Below are 13,436 nucleotides of genomic sequence, written 5' to 3'. Positions count from 1 at the left end.
AGAGAGAGGTGACCGCATGACCGAGGCTCATGTGTCGGTGCTCGGGCAGGAGTACGACCCATTGCGGCTCCAGGACGACCCGTACGCCTTCTACGCACGGGCTCGTCAGGAGGACCCCGTCTTCCGTTCACCCGCCCTCGGCGCCTGGGTGGTGACGCGGTTCAAGGACATCCAGCGGGTGCTGGCCGACCCCAAGACCTTCTCCCTGGCCACTGCCTTGCGGTCGCTGGAGGAGCTCACCCCGGAGGCGAAGGCCGAGATCGAGGCGTCCCATCCGCCGCTTCCCGCGGATGCGGCCAACCCCGGGGACGAGGCACGCACCCGGGCCCGCAGGCCGATCCAGCAGGCGTTCACCCAGGCGCGGGTGAACGCACTGCTGCCGCACCTTGCGGAGCAGGTCTCGTCGCTGGTCGACGAGTTCGCGGCCGGCGGCCCCGGTGACCTGCAGAGCCGGTTCGCCCGAAGCCTGCCGATCCGAGGCAAGGCCCGTGTGCTCGGTCTGGCCTCGCACGACGTGGACGCTGTGGTGGACGGCAGCTACTCGCTGACCGTCCTGATGACGGCCTCCTCCAGGCTCGGCCCCGAGGAACAGCTGGCCAACGCCCGGCGGGTGGCGGCCTACCAGCGGCTGCTCGACGCCTATGCGCAGCGGCGGCGGGCCGAGCCGCGCGACGACCTGTTCAGCGCCGTCGTTCAGGCCGTGGCCGAGGGGGACCGCCCGCTGACCCCGCGTGAACGCAGGACGGTGGTGGAGTCCTTGACCGGACTGATCGGTGCGGGCCAGAGCACCACCACGGCCATGGTGAGCACCGCCGTATGGCACCTGCTCGCCCACCGTGACCAGTGGGAACTCCTGTGCCGGAAGCCGGATCTGGCATCCCGCGCGGTGGAGGAGGTGGCGCGCTACGACATGCCGCTGCAGGGTCTGCTCCGGCAGGTCACGCGGCCTGTGGAGCTGGGCGGCAGGTCGCTCGCCGCGGGCGACAGGCTCATGGTGATGTACGCGTCCGCCAACCGGGACGAGGCGCAGTACGAGAGCCCAGACGTCCTGGACATCACCCGCGATCCCGAACGGCACTTCGCCTTCGGGTACGGGCCCCGGGCATGCGTGGGCGCCCATCTGGCGCGCGCCCTGCTGCGGCTGACGCTGCACCACCTCACCGCTCGGCTGCCCGGTCTGCGGCTCGACGGGGATGATGCGCTGGAGTTCCTGCCCGGCATGCACCGCATCGTGCGCCGGCTGCGGGTGACCTGGTGAGGGGCGCGGAGCCGGTGGAGCCCGGAGCGGCACCGGCGGAGCGGCGCCGTCGTGTCCTGTTCACCACGTGTCCGGCGGCCGGCCACTTCTATCCGATGGTGCCGTTGGCCTGGGCGCTGCGTGCCGCGGACCACGAAGTGATGGTGGCGACGCCCGCGAGTCTGCTGACGGACGTGACCCGGTCCGGTCTGCCGGTGGCTCCCTGCGCGGACGCCTACGACATGATCGACGTGATGCGGCCCAGGAGCGCCGGCCAGGGACCGCCGCGCCAGGCCTCCGATCCGCGCCAGGCCGTCGCCGACACCGCCCAGGGCTTCGCCCGCCTCGCGGAACGGGCGCTGCCGGGCCTGATGCGGCTGGTGGACAGCTGGCGACCGGACGTCGTGGTCTCGGAACCGATGGAACTGGCAGGCCCCGTGGCGGCGACCAGGTTCGGCATTCCCCGGGTCGAACACCGTTGGGGACTCGCTCCGCGTCCCGATCTGCAGGCCGCCGCGACGGCGGCGTTCCGGCCCGCCACCAGGGTCCTGGCGATCCCCGAGGCCTCCCCGCCGGTGGCGCTGGTCGACGTCTGCCCGCCGAGCTTCCAGCACAGGGACGTGCCCGTCGGCGACCCGATGACGTACGTCCCCTACAACGGCCCATCGGTGCTGCCCGACTGGGCGCTGCGTCCCGCCGCACGGCCTCTGGTCTGCGTGACGCTGGGAACCGTGCTGCCCCGGTACGGCCGGATGGAACCGCTCCTGGAGCAGGTGGTGGAGGCCCTGGCCGAGCTGGATGTGGAGGTCGTCGTCGGCATGGACGAGGCGGACGCCGCAGCTCTGCGGGGCACCGCCCGGCTGCAGGAGCGGCTCAGGGCGGCGGGCTGGCTGCCGCTCGGGGCGACGCTGCCGATGTGCGACGTGATCGTGCACCACGGCGGCTCCGGTACGACGATGACCTCGCTCGTCAGCGGTGTTCCCCAGCTCGTAATGCCCCATTTCGCGGACCAGTTCGCCAACGCGGAACAGATCACCGCTTGCGGCGCGGGCATCCAGCTCGGTCCGGAGCAGCGGACGGTCGCGGCGATACGGGACGCGGTGACCGCCCTTCAGGGGGAGAGCCTCCACCGCAAGGCGTCTCTCGCGCTGGCCGCCGAGTCGGCCGCACAGCCGTCGCCCGCGGATACGGCACGGCTGGTCGTCGAAAGGCTGGCGGCATGGTGAACGGTGAGGAGAAGGAGGAGAGGAACGGATGAGGACACGCACACTGGGGCAGGGGATCGAGGTGTCGGCCCTCGGTCTCGGCACGCTGAGCATGTCCGGCGGTTACGGCGTGGAGGACCCGAGAACCTGCGAGGCCACCGTCCGGCGAGCCCTGGACCTGGGAGTCACGCTCGTCGACACCGCGGACCTCTACGCCGGGGGCGAAGGCGAGCGGCAGCTGGGAAGGGCGCTCGGCAGCCGCCGCGACGAGGCCGTGATCTGCGTCAAGACCGGCATCCGGCCGAATCCCGAGGGCGGCATGATGCTCGACGGCACCCCGGAGTATCTGCGCGGCGCCGTCGACGGTTCGCTGCGCAGGCTCGGAACGGACCGTATCGACCTGTACTGCCTGGGCTGGGTGGACCCGGAAGTCCCGGTGGAGGAGTCGGTGGGCGCCCTGGCGGAGCTCGTGAAGGCCGGCAAGGTGCGCGGCGTGATGCTGTCGGAGGTGTCACCGGCCACGCTGCGCCGCGCGCATGCCGTGCATCCGGTCTCCGCCGTGGCCACGGAGTACTCGCTGTGGCAGCGGCATGTGGAGGGGGAGATCCTTGAGGCCCTTCGGGAGACGGACGTGCCGCTCGTCGCGTACAGCGCGCTCGGCCGGGGCTTTCTCACCGGCACGGTGAGCTCGCTGGACGAAGTCGACGAGGGCGACTGGCGCCACAACTTCCCCCGTTTCGCACCCGGCAACATCGAGCGCAATCTGGTCCTGCTGAAGCGGTTCCGGGCGGTCGCTGAGCGGCTGGACGTGTCGATGAGCCGACTGGCGATCGCCTGGGTCCTTGCCCAGGGCGAGGATGTCGTGGCGCTGGCCGGCACCAAGTTCCCCGAGCACCTTGAGGAGAACGCGTCGGCGGTCGCCGTGGAGCTGGGGCCCGAGGAGCTGGCCGCGCTGGGGGAGTGCTTCCCCGGACAGGAGGTGGCCGGCGCCCGGTACGCGCCCCAGATCGAGGAGCTGCTCGACACCTGACGGTGACCGCGAACGGACTGCGGCGGACGAAGCAGGCCTTCGTCCGCCGCAGCCGTCGGCTCCATGGAAAATTATATGCGCTGCACATATATGTGTGTTACGGTCGCTCTATGAGCAGCGTGGATGACATCGGTTCCCCGACCCGCGCCTCCGGCCCCGCCCTCTTCCGTACGGTTCGCCTCCTGAGCCGTAGGCCGACCTCCATGGAGCAGGACCGGCTGATCCACATCCTGGTCGTCCAAGCGGTGGGCGGAACCGCCCAGTCGGAGCTGCCGGACGCCGAGGTCACCATCGGCTCTGTGGCCGAACAGCTGAAACTGGACCCTTCGACCGCCAGCCGGATGGTCTCGGACGCGGTCAAGAGCGGGTACGTCACCCACACGCCGTCCCGGCGCGACAGCAGGCGCAAGGTGCTCCGGCTGACACCCTCCGGTGAGGGCCTGCTCGCCCGGTCGGTGGAGTTCCAGCAGAAGGTGTTCGACGACCTCGTCGCCGGCTGGCCCGCCGAGGAGGCCCGTGAATTCTCCCGGCTCCTCGTGAAGTTCGCGGAGTCCGTCGAGCGGATGTGAGCAACGCGGCCCCCGTTCCACGCCCTCCCACCGCCTACGCAGCGTCGTCCTGAGTCGGCTCCGCCACGAGGTGGACCATCGTCTCCGGCGTGCTGAACTCCTCGGCGATCTCCTTCATCACGGCACGCGCCTGAACATCGATCTCCAGGGTTGAACCGAGGAAAGCCCGGGAGGTGCCGGCGAAGTCACGGGAGCACTGCACCAGCAGCACCTCGTCGCCCTCCGGCCGGCGATCCAGGAAGGCGCTCTCCCAGACCATCCCGGAGTTGCGCATCGAAGCGAGCGACTCCTCCCGTCGCCTGTCGAAGTCGCGCAGCCACTCGGCGGCTCGCTCGGTGGTGCCGGGGCGCAGGCGGATACGGATACACCGTGTGTGCATGGAGGCCGCCCTCACCGTTCCTTGCGCCAGTAGACCCCGGTCCAGTCGATGATCTCGACGGGCTCCGTGATGCCGTGCTTCGCGCGGTAGTCGTCGACGGCCTTGCGGCAGGTGGTGAGCCAGTAGTCGTCGACGACGCAGTAGCCGCCCGGGCTCAGCCGGGGGTACAGATGCTCCAGCGCCTCCCAGGTGGACTGGTAGTAGTCACCGTCGAGGCGCAGTAGTGCGATGTTCTCGACCGGGGCCTCCGGCAAGGTGTCGGCGAAGAACCCCTCCAGGAAGCGCACCTGGTCGTCGAGGAGCCCGTAGCCCCGGAAGCGGGCCCGCACGTCGTCCGCCGACACCGCGATGGACTCGCCCAGTCCCTTGGCGAAGCTCGCGTAGCGCTCGTACACGGCGTCCATGGGGTAGGTGCGGGAGTCGGGCTCGGGGAATCCGGCGAAGGAGTCGGCGAGCCACACCTTGCGGTCCGTGACGCCGTACGCCTTGAGTACGGCCCGCATGAAGATGCAGGTGCCGCCGCGCCACACGCCGGTTTCGACGAAGTCGCCCGGGACGTTGTCGCGCAGCACGGTCTCGATGCACGCCTGGACGTTGTCGAGCCGCGGTCGTCCGACCATGGTGTCCGCATCGGGGTGCATGGCGACCCCGTTCTCCATCTCCTCCATGGACGGGGCCCGGCTCGCCTCACCGTCCGGCGGCGTGGCGAGGAACACCTCGCCGTCGGCGCAGCGCATCAGAACGCGCTTCATCAATTCCACGTAGGTGGCGGCCAGATCGCCGGCCATCGGTATCGGCGGGGCTTCTGCTTGGGCGCGCGCGGTCATCACAGTGCCTTCCGGTCGGAACGGATGATGCGGAAGTGGTACGGGCGGAGCTTCGGCCGGGTAGATGCGGTGCGGGGGCCGGGAGAGCAGTCAGTCGGCGCGTGCCGGGTGCCAGGGAGGCAGCGTCCCCTCCTGGTTGGCGCCCTTTTCGATCACTGCCAGGTTGTGGTAGAAGTGCACGCCCACGACGTGCGGGCCGAACTCCCCGGCGGTGTCCGGGGCCGGCCCGTTGAGCTCCTCGTGGTTGACCGCGTCGGCGAGGGTCTTGAGGAACCCCATGCTCGTGGCCGGTGACGAGAGCTCCTCGCTGCTCCCCCCGTACCGAGGCCAGTACGAGGTCTGCAGATCTTCGACCACGTACAGACCACCCGGCCGCAGAATCGGGAAGAGATGGCGGAAGGACGCGATGACGTCCGCACAGCGGTGGCTCGCGTCGTCGATCACGATGTCCGGCGGCCCGACGCGCTCCACTACGGAGTCGAGGAAGACAGGATCGGTCTGGCTGCCGCGGAACGAGCGGATCCGGCCGCCGGCCACCACCGTCTTCTCCGCGATGTCGACACCGCAGATCACGGCGCGATGGAAGTAGCGCCGCCACAGGCGCAGCGAACCGCCGCCGGCCTCCGGGTCGTCGAAGCCTCCGATGCCCAGTTCGAGCAGAGTCAGCGGGCGATCCCGCATCGGTGCGAAGTGCCGTTCGAAGAGGGGGGTGTAGAAGTGCAGGCCCCATTTGTCGCTGCCGAAGCGGAGCGACAGCTCGGCGAGGTCGTCCAGGCCGGGCGCGGTGCCACGCAGGAGGCGTTGCACGAGCGGAGCCGTGCGCGGTACCTCACTGTGAGGCCCGATGGGGTCGGTGGTGTGCCATTCGACGCGGCGGGTGGAACTGGTGCGCGCACTCGTGGGCCCGAAGACCGCACGCACCAGTTCCAGGGTGTCGTACCGGACCGTCACATCGGGTGCCGTCCCGTCGGACTCCCCGGCGTCGGCAATGTGGCGGGCACTCCCCTTGGAGACATGCACCAGATGGTTCACGGTCCGCTCGCCGAGGTGGCAGGCGAAGCGCACCACGGCCTCGGCGTGCGGGAGGTCCTCCAGGTCGGCGCGGTGGACGAGTTCCTCAGCCAGCAGGCGGACGGCGCGCTCGGCTCCGACATCCCGAAGGGCGTTCCGCATGTCCCTCTCGGTCCCACCGGCCGCCGCGATCAGCCTGCCCACGTCGTCCTCGATCACGAGACACCACCCTTCGTGAAGCGCGCGGGTCTTCCCGGACGCCAGGGAATCTAGTCACGGCACCCAGGGGACGGTTGGTGTCTCGTACGAGATCTGTTCGAGGCCCTCCAAGGGCTGCCGGCTGCGGGCTGCCGACTGCCCCGGTTCACCGGCTCAGATGACCGGTGCGACCTCGCGCCACACGTCGGCGCAGGCGGACACCATGGCCCGCACCCAGCGGTCCTGGATGCTCAGCTCGAATGCGCCGTCCGCCCCTTGTGGGTAACCCGCCGCGCGAAGGGCGGGCGCCAGGGTGTGGTCCCCGGGCACCGGCATCACCGACCAGCCGTGCACACCCAGACCTGCCACTTCGGACAGCTCCTCGTAAGTCGCGGTGGTCCGCGCCCAGTTCAGCCCGGCCTCATGACCGCGTGAAGCCTCCTCGCCCGAGAGCCCGTCCTCCGGCCGGGTGGCTCGAAGCCGCGCGGCGACCTCGAGCAGCTCTGCGCTTGCCTTCTGCTGCGCCTCCATGCGGCGCACCTCCTCTTCCAGCGCACGCTGACAGACCGGAGAAACCGAGAGGCCGACGGCCTTGATCCGCTCGGCCAGCGTGTGGGGAACATAGACATTGATCTTGGGCATGTGCCACGAGTCCTTCGGTAGCCTCATCGCGACTATAACCCCAATGTACCCCCATGGTTGCCCCAGCCCGATGGCCACCGGTCGAAGGCGCCTGCCTGCAGGGATCCGAGATGTCAAACTCGCCTTCCAGGACACCACCGTCGGCGGCCTCTCCGGCATCGACCGGGATCCGTGCACCGGCGCGTACGTCCTGATCAGCGACGACCGCTCGTACCTGCAGCCCGCCCGCTTCTACACCGCCGAGATCGCTGTCGACGGCACCGGGGTGCGCTCCGTCGACTTCACCGGCACGCATCCGTTCCGCCAGCCGGACGGCTCGGTCTACCCGCCGCCGAGCGCAGGCGACGGCAAGGCGGTGGACCCGGAGGAGATGCGTGTCGACCCGCTGGGCTGCGCGTACTGGTGGGCGCAGGAGGGCGACCGGCCGGCGACCTCGAGCGCCCCGCTCATCCAGCCGTCGATCCAGTTCGCCACGCGCACCGGCGGATACCGCGGCCGGCTGCCGCTGCCGCCCAACTACGAGATCACCATGGCCGATCGGGGCCCGATGCGGAACAAGGCGGTGGAAGCGATCACCTTCGGCGCGGGCGGCCTCATGGTCACCAGCGCGGTCGAGGGCCCGCTGGCCCAGGACGGCCCCGAGCCCGACCTGGCGCGGGGCACTGATCCGCGTCACCCAGCAGCACCGGCGCGGCGGCGTACTGCGCCAGTTCGCCTACCCTGTCGAGAGGATCTTCACCGCACCCGACCCGACGAGCCCGTGGCCCCCGGACACCGGCGTGCCCGCGATCCTCGCCTTCCCGGAGGACCCCACTCGTCACCTCGTGCTGGAGCGCACCTGGGTGGCGGGCGCCGGGTACAGGATCCGCGTCTACGACGCCACCACGCGCGGCGCCACCGATGTGCGGGCCATGGACTCCCTGACCGGTCAACGCGTCGTGCCGATGCGCAAGAAGCTGGTCGCGGACTTCCACGACCTGGGCCTGTCCACGGTGGAGAACACCGAGGGCATGACCTGGGGCCCCGTCCTGCCCACCGGCGAACGGACGCTGATCCTGGTCAGCGACTCGTGCTCACGGCCACGGAGCGCGCCGCCGCGATCAAGGGCGCCCAGGTCGAGGCCGCCACCACCGCCAAGGCGATCGGCCTGTCCGGCAAGGAGAAGCTCGTCGCCCGGGAGGTCGTCGAGGACGCCGACGGCACCGTCCACACCAGCCGTGCCGAGCACGACGGCGGCGGTCCCGGCCGCGACCGCGAAGCGGTCGGCCGTCGCCGCCTCCGAGGAGAAGTCACCGGCCGTACGACCTGAACGGCGCCACCGCGGCACCGGCACCCTGGCGGCAGCGGACCTGTACGGCGAGGGCAGCGCGGAGTACGCGGCCGTGGCGTCGGCCTGGAAGGCGGTCAACGTGCAGTAATCGTACGGCAGTCGTGTCGTGACCGCGCCGGCGCTCAGCTCTCGTAGTGGATGGTCCCGTCCTCGTCCATGGTCGGATGCATCTTCATGGGCCCGTAGTCGTCGATGTCCGAGGGGCGCGGCGACTCCGGCCCATCCGCCCCGTACCTGACCATCCGTTGAACCCGACACACCCGGAACTCCGGTGCCCGTACGCGGAGTTCGTCGCTGCGCCCAGCGCCCCGGAACTCCTCGGCGGCTTTCTGGTACGGCTCCCTCTCCGCGTCGCTCCACTCGTGGATCAGGGGCCAGGTCTCGGTCCGGCAGCCGTACAGCATCCGCCGGGCGTCGTGCCACGTCGGGCGACCCCGGCTCGTGCGCCCTCTCCCAGGCTCGCTCGGTCGGCTCCGGGTCGGTTGCCCGCGGCGGCTCAAGCCCCTCGTCCCCGCACCGCGCGAACTCGTCCCCCCGCACGATCCGGTACCGCTCCCCGGCGGCCACGACCTCGTCGACGGCCTCCCGCTCCAGGATCGCCACCGCGGCGAGCAGGTCCCGCCTCACCTTTGGATCGTCGGTCCCGTCCTTGGCCCGAATCCCCAGCATCGAGTTCAGACTGTCCCGCGCCTCCTGCGGCATCCCCCACCGCACCTCGGAGGCGATCTCCCATCCGTGCTCCCGCTCCACGGCCACCCCGAACAACGCCCCACGCACGGCAACCCCCAGGTATCGCAGGGAAGCCTGGGCGGCATCGGTCTCCTTCACCCAGGCGACGGGATCTCCCTCACTTCGAGATCCTCATGCATCCGGTCGAGCCGTCGCCTCCAGTCATCGTTCATGCGCGCATTGTGATGCGGATCGGGGTGGGGATGTGCCGGAATCCGTCAAAATGCATGGGCTCCCGGCAGGCCTGCAATCCTGACGAGGGCCTGACTATGGGTTTCGTGCCCGGCCAGGGCAACATCCGTGCGACGGTCCCAGTCTCCGCAGCCGAGGCACGCCGGTACGACACTCGCGCTGCACCTCGCCCTCGCCGGATGGCCGCTCGTACGCGGTGCGGGCGAGTGGGAGGCGGCACCCGACTCGGGCGACATCGGGCAGCCGGAAGGGCTGGCCAGCAAGATCCGGATCTTCGAAGCGTGACGTGGAGGGCCCCGTGACCGACGATGGCCTGGAAGGGAGGCAGTCAGAATGTCCCACCCCCGTGGCGATCCCGGCCCCGAGAATCTGGTCGAGGCCGCCCGTGCCGCCGTCGTGACGGACGAGCGCCTGCTGCGCGCCCTCCGCGAGACCCCGCGCGCGGCCTTCGTCCCGGCCTCCCACCGCGCGTCGGCGTACCTGGACGTGCCGATTCCGATCGGTCATGGCCAGGTGACGACGCAGCCCTCCCTCGTGGTGATGATGGTCGCCGCGCTCGGCCTCACAGGGGATGAGCGCGTGCTGGAGATCGGCAGCGGTCACGGCTTCCAGACCGCGCTGCTGGCCCGCCTCGCGGCGCACGTCGTCGGCGTCGAGCGGTGGGCGGACCTGGCCGAGCAGGCCCGGGCCAACCTCGCCGGCCAGGGCATCGGCAACGCCGATATCGTCGTCGGCGACGGCACCCTGGGTGTGCCGGACAGTCCTCCGTTCGACGCGATCGTGGTCTCCGCCGCCTTCCCGGAGGTGCCGCCGCCGCTGACCGCACAGCTGCGGGCGGGCGGCCGTCTTGTGCAGCCGGTCGGGCCGGGCGGCCAGGAGCAGGTCGAGCTGTACGAGAGGACGAGCCAGGGACTCGAGCGCCGCAGGACCGTCGCACATGCTCATTTCGTACGCCTCTACGGCGAGTTCGGCTTTCCGTCGACGGCCCCGTTCGAGGACGCCGGCTGACATGGTGACCGTCCTCGGCGTCGACGCGTGCCCGGCCGGATGGTTGGCGGTGGAGCTCCACGACGGCCGCTTCGCGGGGGCGCGGATCGTCACCACCCTTCGCTCCCTCCTGGTGGGCGTGGCGGTTCTTGCCGTCGACATGCCGCTGGGCCTCCTCGAAGCCGGGTGGCGCCGCGCGGACACGGAGGCGGCGGCCTTGCTGGGACGGTTGAGAAGCAGCGTCTTCCGGGTGCCGCCGCGCGCGGTGTGGCAGGAGGAGGAGTACGACGAAGCACGGCGCCGGTGCCGCGACCTCACCGGGTCCGGGCTGAGTCGCCAGAGCTGGGGCCTCGCGCCCAAACTCCGTGAGGCGAACGCCTGCTTGACGGAGCCTGGAGGCGATCGGCTTTACGAAGTGCACCCCGAGGTGTCGTTCCGGGCCCTGGCGGACGGAACAGCGCCGCTTCCCCGCAAGAAGAGCTGGGCGGGGCAGATGGCACGGCGCTCACTCCTCGCCACGGCCGGAATCGTCCTCCCGGACGACCTGGGCGACGCGGGGCGCACCCCGCCGGACGACGTGCTGGACGCGGCCGCCGCAGCCTGGTCGGCTCACCGAATCGCCCGCGGCCGTGCCCGTTCCCTCCCGGACCCGCCCGAACACGACGCGGACGGGCGCCCGATCGCGATCTGGTACTGACGCGCGCTCATGCAGCGCCGGCCTCAGCCCGGTGTGTGCGCCGTGGGCGCCAGGGCGCGCCGTAACCGCCCATCGACCAGGTCCTCACCGGCGCCGACCCCCGGCTGTTCGTCACGGTCGGGTGACCGGCGCCCGGGAACCGCAACGGCTGCCAGGCGTGGGAGCTGTCCGGAGCGAATCGGCACGTCTTCCACCCCGATTGGCGTGTCGTGGACGCCCCGCCGGCTCGCTCTGCCGCGTGATCAGAGCCGACGACTGTCCCACCGAGTTCTGCCCCCGGCTCCACCGTGAACCTTGTGCCGGTCCAGCACGGCGGCGCTGGTGGGGGCCTGAGGGGTGGTGGCATCGCTGGGCAGTTCCACCGCTCCGAGGTCTCGGGTGGTCGGTCAAGGAGCGTCACCGGGCTGGCCGGTGAGACCTTGATCTGCCGGAGAGGTGGGAGCCCTTCCCGACACAATGGCCACGGCCATGTAGGCCGCGTGCGTTCTGGCACGTACAAGAAGGGTCCCGACCGGCGTTTCCGCTGGTCAGGACCTCTTTCCGGAAATGCCCCCGGCAGGATTCGAACCTGCGCACAGCGCTCCGGAGGCCCGTGCGTCTCTTGCGTCATCCCAGGTCAGGAGCTCAGAGCTGGTGTGTCGGACCGGACCTGTCCATCGATGGTCCGGGCCTGGGCACAGGGGTGGGCCCTGGCCTCACCCGCTCCAGGCGAAGCTTCCCCGGGCTCCGGACTTCGTCTCGAAGCTCTGCGGCATCTCTGGGTCGGCCCATTGCGTGGCGCTCGGCGCAAGCTCCGCTACTTCCATTCCCAGCCCACTGACGAAACCGCCGCCTCGCAGCGTGAAGGGAGTTCCCTCCGGATCGCGTAGGAGCCGCGAGCGCAGGTCGCCCGCTCCTTCCACGGTGATCGTGACCGAGTCACCGTCCTCAGTCACACCGATTCGGGCGCGTTGAGTGGGCAGCCAGGTGGAGACGAGTGCGGCGATGTTCTCCATCGGCCCACCCTTCTCGCCCTGGAAGATCGCCTTCAGCTCACGCTGCTGGTCGTCGTCGGCCCCCTCGTCGACGCACAGCCGGGCGGTGGCGTCAGCGTCGAACAGGGTGGGTCCAGGGAAGTGGATGGCGAACAGGACGTCGCGCCCGTTCAACGCCACGCCGTCCGAGCTGCCTTCCCGCAAGCGGAAGCCGAGCACGCCGTCGCACCAGCCCTGGTCCATGATCATCAGTTCCTGCACCCCGAACCAGCAGGGGCAGAACATGTTGCAGCTGCACGACTCGTACAGCTGACCTTGCAGGTTCCAGGTCATCCGCTTCTCCTAGCTCACGTCGCGGATCCCCTGACCATCGTCTCTCCTCGGGTGAGGGGGGACAATATGCGGCTACCTCTGAGCAGGGGGATTTCGTCCAATGAGCGTGGAGCGCTTGAGGTGACGAGTCGGGCGGTGGAGTCTCAATGGGCGAGTCAAGGCCTGTCTCCTTGCCCCGGTCTTGCCCGGGGATCTTGGCGACCTGGTTTTTTGCTCGTCGGGGCGCTGGTCGGCTGCCGCTGACTGGTCGTCATTGGTCATCGCGGGAGCTGCCATGGGGCGAGAGATCATGGCCCCTTACGCTGGCCGCGAATCGGGCTGGTTCCTCGCCTGCCCGCGAATTCCCGATCGGGGCCATGATCTTGGAGGCTCGCCCCATGGTGGCTGCCTAAAGCCGTGGAGCCGACCGCCCCAGCCGCATCGGGGTTCACCCCCATCAACCCCCTTCGCCGTTGGCGTGCGGCCGGCGGCCGGGCCGGAGCGGGGCGAAGACAGGAGCGTCGGCTCGAGACGCCGGGCCGCGCGACGCCGTGCTGTGCGCGGCGGATGCGCCTCGACCTACTACCGGGCCTGGCAGGAAGCTCGGACGCTCGCGCTCCCGCCGGCCGCGGTCGCCTCGCCGCTCGCCCGGCGCCCGTACGACCTGCGGCACTCCGCGCTTTCCACATGGCTCAACGCCGGGGTGGACGCCACTGAGGTGGCGAGCGTGCGGGCAACAGCGTGGAGGTTCTTCTCAGCGGATACGCCAAGTGCCTCGACGGCCGCCAAGCGGTCGCCAACCGCCGTATTGAGGAACTGTTGCGCGAGTACGAGTGACCGCAGACGACGGTAGCTCCGATGCCCCGGACTTGTCCGGGGCATCGCCATGCCTCGGCCGATGACCGGCGTTCCTGTCCTCAGGTATTCCGCGCCGATGGCCCCGGGGTGTATGTCGGGCGGGCCATGAAGCCAGGCCGAGCAGCTGGGGTCACCGCCCGGGGGCGCTGTTGACTGCCGTCGCTGTCCGGCGTTCGCTGCCGTGTCACCGTCATTTGTGTCGACGGGCTGCCCACCGCTCGAGGGAGCGCGTGACGGCTCCTATCACTCGTCCAGATGC

Annotated in this window: 14 protein-coding genes and 4 pseudogenes; 11 read left to right on the top strand and 7 right to left on the bottom strand. The window is 70.3% G+C overall.

Annotation, left to right across the window (positions count from 1 at the left end):
* Nucleotides 1-16 precede the first annotated feature (16 nt).
* The 4 genes from ACF08N_RS17925 (at nucleotide 17) to ACF08N_RS17910 (ending at nucleotide 4,041) form a co-directional block, all read left to right on the top strand.
* The gene (locus tag ACF08N_RS17925; RefSeq protein ID WP_392325568.1) at nucleotides 17-1,258 is read left to right on the top strand and encodes a cytochrome P450; all 1,242 of its coding nucleotides are present in this window, start codon (nucleotides 17-19) and stop codon (nucleotides 1,256-1,258) included.
* Nucleotides 1,255-2,463, top strand: a complete 1,209-nt coding sequence (locus ACF08N_RS17920; protein WP_392325567.1) for a nucleotide disphospho-sugar-binding domain-containing protein — start codon at nucleotides 1,255-1,257, stop codon at nucleotides 2,461-2,463. The genes ACF08N_RS17925 and ACF08N_RS17920 overlap by 4 nt, the downstream gene beginning before the upstream one ends.
* Before the next feature lie 28 nt (nucleotides 2,464-2,491).
* Nucleotides 2,492-3,472 (top strand): aldo/keto reductase, encoded by a 981-nt coding sequence (locus ACF08N_RS17915; protein WP_392325566.1) that lies wholly within the window; start codon nucleotides 2,492-2,494, stop codon nucleotides 3,470-3,472.
* Between the two features lie 110 nt (nucleotides 3,473-3,582).
* Nucleotides 3,583-4,041 carry a MarR family winged helix-turn-helix transcriptional regulator gene (locus ACF08N_RS17910; protein WP_392325565.1) on the top strand — a complete coding sequence of 153 codons (459 nt, stop codon included), beginning with the start codon at nucleotides 3,583-3,585 and terminating at the stop codon, nucleotides 4,039-4,041.
* A 34-nt stretch (nucleotides 4,042-4,075) separates the two neighbouring features.
* Here ACF08N_RS17910 and ACF08N_RS17905 read toward each other — a convergent pair whose 3' ends face one another.
* From ACF08N_RS17905 to ACF08N_RS17890, 4 genes are all read right to left on the bottom strand, one after another.
* Nucleotides 4,076-4,420 (bottom strand): DUF6176 family protein, encoded by a 345-nt coding sequence (locus ACF08N_RS17905; protein WP_392325564.1) that lies wholly within the window; start codon nucleotides 4,418-4,420, stop codon nucleotides 4,076-4,078.
* Nucleotides 4,421-4,431: 11 nt separating this feature from the next.
* Complete coding sequence (locus tag ACF08N_RS17900) at nucleotides 4,432-5,208, bottom strand: TylF/MycF/NovP-related O-methyltransferase (RefSeq protein ID WP_392325563.1); 777 nt, start codon at nucleotides 5,206-5,208, stop codon at nucleotides 4,432-4,434.
* Between the two features lie 129 nt (nucleotides 5,209-5,337).
* Nucleotides 5,338-6,477, bottom strand: a complete 1,140-nt coding sequence (locus tag ACF08N_RS17895) for a hypothetical protein (RefSeq protein WP_392325562.1) — start codon at nucleotides 6,475-6,477, stop codon at nucleotides 5,338-5,340.
* Between the two features lie 153 nt (nucleotides 6,478-6,630).
* Entirely contained in the window at nucleotides 6,631-7,098 is a 468-nt protein-coding gene (locus ACF08N_RS17890) for a hypothetical protein (protein ID WP_392325561.1), read from the bottom strand.
* Between ACF08N_RS17890 and ACF08N_RS17885 the strand changes: the two are divergent.
* From ACF08N_RS17885 to ACF08N_RS17875, 3 genes and pseudogenes are all read left to right on the top strand, one after another.
* Nucleotides 7,097-7,684: pseudogene (locus ACF08N_RS17885) on the top strand (esterase-like activity of phytase family protein); the annotation flags it as partial. The gene ACF08N_RS17890 and the pseudogene ACF08N_RS17885 overlap by 2 nt on opposite strands.
* Nucleotides 7,635-8,105, top strand: a pseudogene (locus ACF08N_RS17880) (esterase-like activity of phytase family protein); the annotation flags it as partial. The pseudogenes ACF08N_RS17885 and ACF08N_RS17880, both read left to right, overlap by 50 nt.
* A 62-nt stretch (nucleotides 8,106-8,167) precedes the next feature.
* A complete protein-coding gene (locus tag ACF08N_RS17875) occupies nucleotides 8,168-8,407 on the top strand; it encodes a hypothetical protein (protein ID WP_392325708.1) in 240 nt (79 codons plus the stop codon).
* Between the two features lie 143 nt (nucleotides 8,408-8,550).
* On the opposite strand, the gene ACF08N_RS17870 is transcribed toward ACF08N_RS17875, so the two are convergent.
* Nucleotides 8,551-8,928 (bottom strand): DUF5954 family protein, encoded by a 378-nt coding sequence (locus tag ACF08N_RS17870; RefSeq protein WP_392325560.1) that lies wholly within the window; start codon nucleotides 8,926-8,928, stop codon nucleotides 8,551-8,553.
* A pseudogene (locus ACF08N_RS17865) lies at nucleotides 8,926-9,256 on the bottom strand (DUF5954 family protein); the annotation flags it as partial. The gene ACF08N_RS17870 and the pseudogene ACF08N_RS17865, both read right to left, overlap by 3 nt.
* A gap of 201 nt (nucleotides 9,257-9,457) precedes the next feature.
* Between ACF08N_RS17865 and ACF08N_RS17860 the strand changes: the two are divergent.
* From ACF08N_RS17860 to ACF08N_RS17850, 3 genes are read left to right on the top strand one after another with little or no spacing between them, the layout of a single operon-like run.
* Nucleotides 9,458-9,634, top strand: a complete 177-nt coding sequence (locus ACF08N_RS17860) for a hypothetical protein (protein ID WP_392325559.1) — start codon at nucleotides 9,458-9,460, stop codon at nucleotides 9,632-9,634.
* 48 nt (nucleotides 9,635-9,682) lie between these two features.
* Nucleotides 9,683-10,357 carry a protein-L-isoaspartate(D-aspartate) O-methyltransferase gene (locus ACF08N_RS17855; RefSeq protein ID WP_392325558.1) on the top strand — a complete coding sequence of 225 codons (675 nt, stop codon included), beginning with the start codon at nucleotides 9,683-9,685 and terminating at the stop codon, nucleotides 10,355-10,357.
* A gap of 1 nt (nucleotide 10,358) precedes the next feature.
* Entirely contained in the window at nucleotides 10,359-11,033 is a 675-nt protein-coding gene (locus ACF08N_RS17850; RefSeq protein WP_392325557.1) for a DUF429 domain-containing protein, read from the top strand.
* A gap of 695 nt (nucleotides 11,034-11,728) precedes the next feature.
* Here the strand turns inward: ACF08N_RS17850 and ACF08N_RS17845 are convergent.
* Nucleotides 11,729-12,340 carry a DUF1326 domain-containing protein gene (locus ACF08N_RS17845; protein WP_392325556.1) on the bottom strand — a complete coding sequence of 204 codons (612 nt, stop codon included), beginning with the start codon at nucleotides 12,338-12,340 and terminating at the stop codon, nucleotides 11,729-11,731.
* A 550-nt stretch (nucleotides 12,341-12,890) separates the two neighbouring features.
* On the opposite strand from ACF08N_RS17845, the pseudogene ACF08N_RS17840 reads away from it, so the two are divergent.
* Nucleotides 12,891-13,156, top strand: a pseudogene (locus ACF08N_RS17840) (site-specific integrase); the annotation flags it as partial.
* Between the last annotated feature and the right edge of the window lie 280 nt (nucleotides 13,157-13,436).

Origin of the sequence: Streptomyces sp. NPDC015127 (genome assembly GCF_043080095.1) — a bacterium.
Taxonomy (GTDB): Bacteria; Actinomycetota; Actinomycetes; order Streptomycetales; family Streptomycetaceae; genus Streptomyces.
This window is presented reverse-complemented; position numbering and strand designations above follow the sequence as displayed.

What these genes read in the sequence shown, in the direction of transcription:
- ACF08N_RS17925 (WP_392325568.1), top strand. Translation starts at nt 17, where the DNA reads ATGACCGAGGCTCATGTGTCGGTGCTCGGGCAGGAGTACGACCCATTG.
- ACF08N_RS17915 (WP_392325566.1), top strand. Translation starts at nt 2,492, where the DNA reads ATGAGGACACGCACACTGGGGCAGGGGATCGAGGTGTCGGCCCTCGGT.
- ACF08N_RS17910 (WP_392325565.1), top strand. Translation starts at nt 3,583, where the DNA reads ATGAGCAGCGTGGATGACATCGGTTCCCCGACCCGCGCCTCCGGCCCC.
- ACF08N_RS17905 (WP_392325564.1), bottom strand. Translation starts at nt 4,420, where the DNA reads ATGCACACACGGTGTATCCGTATCCGCCTGCGCCCCGGCACCACCGAG.
- ACF08N_RS17900 (WP_392325563.1), bottom strand. Translation starts at nt 5,208, where the DNA reads ATGGCCGGCGATCTGGCCGCCACCTACGTGGAATTGATGAAGCGCGTT.
- ACF08N_RS17890 (WP_392325561.1), bottom strand. Translation starts at nt 7,098, where the DNA reads ATGCCCAAGATCAATGTCTATGTTCCCCACACGCTGGCCGAGCGGATC.
- ACF08N_RS17855 (WP_392325558.1), top strand. Translation starts at nt 9,683, where the DNA reads ATGTCCCACCCCCGTGGCGATCCCGGCCCCGAGAATCTGGTCGAGGCC.
- ACF08N_RS17850 (WP_392325557.1), top strand. Translation starts at nt 10,359, where the DNA reads ATGGTGACCGTCCTCGGCGTCGACGCGTGCCCGGCCGGATGGTTGGCG.
- ACF08N_RS17845 (WP_392325556.1), bottom strand. Translation starts at nt 12,340, where the DNA reads ATGACCTGGAACCTGCAAGGTCAGCTGTACGAGTCGTGCAGCTGCAAC.